We start from the raw sequence: 4,925 nt of genomic DNA on the forward strand, positions 1-4,925 counted from the left end.
GGGAAGTCACTCGGAAGCTGGAACGCCACCCCCTGTCCTCTGTCTTCTGTCCTCTGCCCCCTGGTCCCCCCGCGATCTCAGTTCGCCGCCTTCCCCAGCGCGGGCGCGAGCACCCGGTCCAGGGCCCGGCCCAGATCGGCCGTGCGGAAGGGTTTCCCCACGAACACCGCGTCCTCGGGAAGCTCGATCCCGGCCGCGTGTCCCGAAACGAAAACCACGGGCAGGCCGGGCGCCTGTTCCCGGAGCCGGCGGGCCAGCGCGGGGCCGTCCATGAGGGGCATGCGCACGTCGGTCACCAGGGCGTCGATCCGCCATCCCTCCCGCTCGGCCAGAAGGAGCGCCTCCCCGGGCCCCTCGGCCCGGAGCGGCCGGTACCCCAGGGCCGCGAGGGCGTCGGCCACGGCCCGGCCCACCTGGGGTTCGTCGTCCACCACGAGCACCGTAAGGCCCCGTCCCCGGGCCGCCGACGGCGCCCGCGCGGGGCGGGGACCCGCGGAGGCCGCCCCGTCGGCCAGCGGAAGCCGGATCGCGAACCGGCACCCCCGGCCGGGGGCGCTCTTCACCTCGATCGTGCCGCCGGCTTGGGTCACGATGCCGTAGACCGTGGCGAGCCCGAGGCCCGTGCCCTTGCCCGCCTTCGTGGTGAAAAACGGCTCGAAGGCCCGGGCCCGGGTCGCCTCGTCCATGCCCACCCCGGTGTCCTCGACCTCCAGCACGGCGTGGTCCCCGTCCCGGCCCGCCCGGATCCAGAGCGTGCCCCCGTCGGGCATAGCGTCGCGGGCGTTGGCGGCCAGGTTCAGGAGCACCTGGGCGAACCGGGTGGGATCGAGCCGCACCGGCACCTCCCCCCCGCCCAGACGGAGCTCCACCCGGATGCCCTCGCCCACGAGCTTCCGGACCATCTTCTCGTGCCCCCGCACCACCTCCACCAGGTCCACCACCCGGGGCTCGGCCTTCTCCCGCCGGCCGAACGCGAGGAGCTGCGCCGCCAGGCCGGCCGCCCCCTCGGCCGCCTCGCGGATCCGATCGAGCCGGTCCCGGGCCGACGGGGGAAGGTCCCCCTGGATCCCCGCCATCTCGGCCTGCCCCAGGATCACGGTGAGGTAGTTGTTGAAGTCGTGGGCCACGGCGCCGGCGAGCTGGCCCAGGGTTTCGAGACGCCGGGCCTGGTCGAGGGCCCGCTCCATCTGCCGCTCCCGCGTGATGTCGCGCTGGATGCCCACGTAGCCGGTGATCCGTCCCTCCGCGTCCCGGATCGGGGACACCGTGGCGTCCACCTCGAAGGGGGTGCCGTCCTTGCGGCGGTTCACGAAGGCGCCCGTCCAGGTTTCGCCCCGGCGGAGGGTCTCTTCGAACTCGGCGTAGAACGCGGCCGGGTGCTCGCCGCTCCGAACGAGATCCTCCACCCGGCGGCCCAGGGCCTCGTCCTCCGTCCACCCCGTGATCCGCTCGAAGGCCGGGTTCACGTAGGCGATCCGGCCGGCGGCGTCGGTCACGATCACCATCTCCCCGGCGTTCTCCACGGCCGCGTGGAGCCGGGCCAGGGTCTCCCGGGTCCGGAGCCGCTCGGTGAGGTCCACGAACACCGCGAGGGTGCCCCAGGCCTCCCCTTCGGCCGTGCGGACCGGCCGGGCCCGCAGCACCGTGGGCACTTCCCGGCCGTCGGCCCCGACCAGGGTGCGCAGCTCCTCCCGGAACCGGCCCTCCAGCGCCCGGGCGTAGCCGCCGCCCTCCAGAAGGGCCCGCCGGGACTCCTCGTCGTAGAACTCGGCCAGCGGCCGGCCGACGATCCGGTCCTTCGGGAGCCCCACCGCCTCGCAGAACGCCCGGTTCGCGTCGGCCACCACCGGGGCGTCGCCTTCCCGCCGGGTGAGGCAGCAGGGCACCGGCGACTCCTCGAACAGGGTCCGGTACCGGGCCTCGGCCTCGGCACGCCGGGCCAGGGCCTCGCGAAGAACCCGCACCGGCCCCCGGGCCACGAGCACGGCGGCGGCCCCGGCGATGAGCCCGAAATGCAGGAGGTACGCCCACAGGTGGGGGATGTGGGGAAACGCGAACTTGAGGGTCTCTTCCGCGGCCTCGGCCAGGGCGACCGCGACGGCCAAGGAGAGGAGAACGCGCAACAGGATCCGGCGGGGGGTGTGGTCCATGGGCGCTCCGGAGCGGCAATGGGGCCGGTACCGGATCGGCCGACGGGCCCGACTTCTTGAGGGCGAGCCGCCCCCGCCGCCGGACACACGGCGGCCGGGTTCTGGCACCCTCTCCCCCCGTTGCGGGGGGAGAGGGCCGCGGTGAGGGGATCTCAGTCCCGGCTGAAGATGACCGCCAGGGCCTGGGGCGGGGTCTTCCCGATGCCCCGCAGGGCGTGGGGCCGGGACGAATCGATGTAGAGGCTGTCGCCCTTCTTCAGGGTGTAGGTCTCGCCGTCGTAGAGGAGCTCCACCGTGCCCGAGAGGATGTAGAGGAACTCCTCGCCCTCGTGGACCATGGGCTGCACCGAGCTCGCCGCCTTGGGGTCGAAGGTCACGAGGAACGGCTCCATGCCTTGGCCCCTGAGGTCGGGGGCCACCAGGCTCTGGTAGGTGTACCCCTGGCCGGTGCGCTGGACCGCTCGGTCCACCGTGGCCCCGTTCCCCGCCGGCACCACGCTGAAGATGTCGGAACGGGTGCCGGCCTCGTGGAGGATCTGGCCCATCTTCGAACCCAGGGCCCGGGAGATCCGGAGCACGGCGCCGATGGAGGGCACCTCGGCCCCCTCCTCCACGTTCTGGAGGTACTCCTCGCTCAACCCGGTCATCTGGGCCACCTGGGCCAGGCTCAGATCCTGGGCCTCCCGCATCCTCCGGATCCGCTTTCCAACGTTCATGGGGTCTCCTCGCTCCGTTTCCGGTGTGGCTTCGGGGAACAGCGCCTAGTATCACAGCGTTTGGAACGGGAGTCAAAGCCCTTGCGGGCCCGGTCACGGTACCCCGGGCCGTAGAGCCGCCGCAGCACGTCGGGCCGGCCCTCGGCCTCGAAATGCCGGATCAGGTACTCCCGGTTCCGGGGGCTCTGGAACTGGGCCAGGGCCCGCTGGACCCGCTTCTCCCGCCCCTTGGGCACCGGCACCTCCTCGCCCGTGAGGGGGTCGCGGCCCGTCACGTACATGCAAGTGGACCGCGTCATCGGGGTCGGGGTGAAATCCTGGACCTGCTCGGCGAACCGGCCCAGGTCGCTCACGAACCCGGCGAGGTCCAGGGCGTCGGTCAGGTCGCAGCCCGGGTGGCCCGTCATGAGGTAGGGGATCACGTACACCGGCCGGTCGAGGTCGCGGCGGATCCGCCCGAAGGTTTCCAGGAACTCCTTCCAGGTGCGGCGGCCCGGCTTGCCCATGAGCCGTAGCACCCGGTTCGCCACGTGCTCGGGGGCCACCTTCATCTGGCCGCCCACGTGGCGGGCCACGATCTCCCGAAAGAGCCGCCTCTGGTTGGGCCGCAGGAGGAGGTCGTGCCGGAGCCCCGAGGCCACGAACACGTGCTTCACGCCCGGCACCCGGCGCACGGCCCGCAGGAGGTCGAGATAGGGCTGGCCGCCGGTTTCCAGGTGGGGGCACACCTCGGGCATCAGGCAGCTCGGCCGGTCGCAGGCGAACCGGCCGGGCCCGGCCTTGGTGCAACCCGTGCCGTACATGTTGGCCGTGGGCCCCCCCACGTCGGTCAGGGTGCCCCGGAACTCCGGGTCCTGGGCGAGCCGGCGCACCTCCTCCACCACGCCCTCTGCCGGCCGGCTCACGATGCCCTTGCCCTGGTGGGCCGCCAGGGCGCAGAACGAACACCCGCCGTAGCAGCCCCGGTGGGTCACCACCGACCACCGCACGGGCTCGAGGGCCGGCACGCCCCCTTCGGCGTCGTACCGGGGCGGGTACCGCCGGGTGAACGGCAGGTGGTACAGGGCGTCGAGCTCCTCCGGGGAAAGGGGCTCGGCCGGCGGGTTCACCACCACGGCCACGGGGCCGTGGCGCTGCACCAAGGCCGGCGGCGCGGGCTGGCGCATCGCCCGGTCGAGGGCCTGGAAGTACCGGAAAAACGCGTCCGGGTCGTCGGCCACCTCCTCGTAGGACGGAAGCTCGAGAACCCCCTCCCCCTCCGGCGGCTCGGTAGTGCGGTAGGCGATGCCCCGGAGCCCCCGCAGGTCCTCCGGGGGGCAGCCGGCCGCGAGCCCCCGGGCCAGCTCCCCCAGGGCCCGCTCGGCCATGCCGTACACCAGGAACTCGGCCTTGGCGTCGGCCAGGACCGACCGGCGCACCCGGTCCTCCACGAAATCGTAGTGGGCGAGCCGCCGCAGGCTCGCCTCCACCCCCCCCAGTACCACCGGCACGTCGGGGTAGGCCTCCTTGCACCGCTGGGCGTACACCACGGTGGCCCGGTCGGGCCGGCGGCCCGGCTGCCCGCCGGGGGAGTAGGCGTCCCGCTTGCGGCGGCGGCGGTCCGGGGTGTAGTGGGCCACGGCCGAGTCCAGGTTCCCGGCCGTCACCCCGAAAAAGAGCCGGGGCCGGCCGAACCGGCGGAAATCGTCGGGCCGGGTCCAGTCGGGCTGGGCCAGGATGCCCACCCGCAACCCCAGGCTCTCCAGGTACCGGCCGATCAGGGCCGCGCCGAAGGCCGGGTGGTCCACGTAGGCGTCGCCCGTGACCAGGACGACGTCGAACACGTCCCCGGGCCCCTCGGGGGCCTCGGGGAGGAAGCGGAACGGTTGGCTCATGGGTTTGGGTACCTCGCGGAAATCGGAAGGCGCGGAAGCCTACTACAGGGACACGGGAAAAGCGAACCCAGGGCCTCGGCGTACCCTACCCCTTCGCCCCGCGCCCCCCGTTCGCGCCGCGCATCGGGGCCCGACGGCCAGGTAACGTCCGCTAGGCGGCTTGGCGGCTAGGCAGGTATTAACCC

3 protein-coding genes are annotated in these 4,925 nt (G+C 73.3%); all 3 read right to left on the minus strand.

All coding sequences use genetic code 11. The features are described from left to right. Window positions 1–77 precede the first annotated feature (77 nt). Window positions 78–2,150, minus strand: coding sequence for a hybrid sensor histidine kinase/response regulator (locus ACYQ8L_RS17995; protein ID WP_459943202.1), 2,073 nt, complete (start codon window positions 2,148–2,150; stop codon window positions 78–80). A gap of 152 nt (window positions 2,151–2,302) precedes the next feature. Continuing rightward, window positions 2,303–2,866, minus strand: a complete 564-nt coding sequence (locus ACYQ8L_RS18000) for a helix-turn-helix domain-containing protein (protein WP_459943203.1) — start codon at window positions 2,864–2,866, stop codon at window positions 2,303–2,305. After that, window positions 2,863–4,740, minus strand: coding sequence for a YgiQ family radical SAM protein (locus tag ACYQ8L_RS18005; protein WP_459943204.1), 1,878 nt, complete (start codon window positions 4,738–4,740; stop codon window positions 2,863–2,865). The genes ACYQ8L_RS18000 and ACYQ8L_RS18005 overlap by 4 nt, the downstream gene beginning before the upstream one ends. Between the last annotated feature and the right edge of the window lie 185 nt (window positions 4,741–4,925).

The sequence above is a fragment of the Deferrisoma palaeochoriense genome (assembly GCF_054656955.1).